The organism is Erysipelatoclostridium sp. AM42-17, from assembly GCF_003480255.1.
GTDB lineage: Bacteria > Bacillota_I > Bacilli_A > Erysipelotrichales > Coprobacillaceae > Faecalibacillus.
This window is the reverse complement of sequence record NZ_QUIN01000044.1, coordinates 1,316-2,461: the sequence shown is the minus strand read 5'-3', so window position 1 is coordinate 2,461 and position 1,146 is coordinate 1,316. Positions and strand designations below refer to the sequence as shown.

2 protein-coding genes are annotated in these 1,146 nt (G+C 32.1%); both read right to left on the bottom strand.

Going from position 1 to position 1,146, the window contains the following annotated elements; all coding sequences use genetic code 11:
- Positions 1 to 41 precede the first annotated feature (41 nt).
- Complete coding sequence (locus DW911_RS10820; protein WP_048922995.1) at positions 42 to 230, bottom strand: hypothetical protein; 189 nt, start codon at positions 228 to 230, stop codon at positions 42 to 44.
- A partial coding sequence (locus DW911_RS10815) for a transposase (RefSeq protein ID WP_199669481.1) occupies positions 227 to 1,146 on the bottom strand: 920 nt, incomplete at its 5' end. The genes DW911_RS10815 and DW911_RS10820, both read right to left, overlap by 4 nt.

The window sequence follows — 1,146 nt, the reverse complement described above, 5'->3', positions numbered from 1 at the left end:
GAGGCAAATCTCAAATGAGACACCTCATGGTTTTATATTGTCTAAAAATCTACATGTCTGAGTTCGAAAAGTTTATCTAGGATATCATAGTTTTTCAAAGCTATATTCTTTATGTCTTCCAACTCCTTGTTTAGGGCCTGTATTTTTAAATCAATTTCATCTAGCGTTATATTGCAGTTTTCATTAAACGCCTGATAATCTTCATCTACAATCACTGTATATTTTTTCATGATTCATTTTCCTTTCTTTGACTGAGTATTATATTTCCCTGCTTGTTTACACACCACATTATGCGTCTTCTTAAGCGCTCAAAGTTTTTATATCCGTTCGCATTTCTTTTGATGGTCTTAATCGTTCGGTTTATATTTTCTATGCGCCCGTTATTGATAGTTGATTCACCGATGATCGTAAAAGAATAAATGATTTCATTTTTCCAACGGGAAAGAGTACCTGCGAAGTTCTTCATTTCATCACGGTCATTTTCTTTAAAATCCTTTATTAAATTTTCAAGGTTCTCTTTTGCGGTTTCGACTGTACTGTTTTTAAAGAACATATCGAGATCATATTTTAGATTGCATATTTCTTCAAAACCATTATCACATGAACAGATATGTTCATGGATATCATAAAAATTCATATATCGGTTGAATACCCTGTTGAACTTCTTATCGTTGTTTGGATTTAAAATATCAGAATCAGTTTTATAGAAAAGCCAGCTGAATTTTTTAAAGGCGTAATAGTTGATACATGCTTCTCTATAGATTGCTTCTTCATCAGGTTTCAGTTTTCTTTTTGTTTTTTCTTTCTGATAGGCATTTTTAGTAAGTGCATATTTTTTCATTGTTTCACATCTGATTGAATTAAATTTTTTTGAAAACTCCATAAGGAGGTGGAATCTGTCAATTGTCCTGATAGTATCGGGTAAGAATATTTTTGATATGTCGTGGTAGGATACCCACATATCGGATGACATATATTCAACATTTTTTCTTTCATCAAGAGGAACGCTATGAAAATAGGCCGATAACACATTTTTATGTCTTGATGGCAGGACATCGATGATCATCTTTGTTTCAAAATCAAAAAGTATGCAGAGATATTTGTTTCTGTCATCGGTTGGAACATATACTGGATAGGTTACACTTT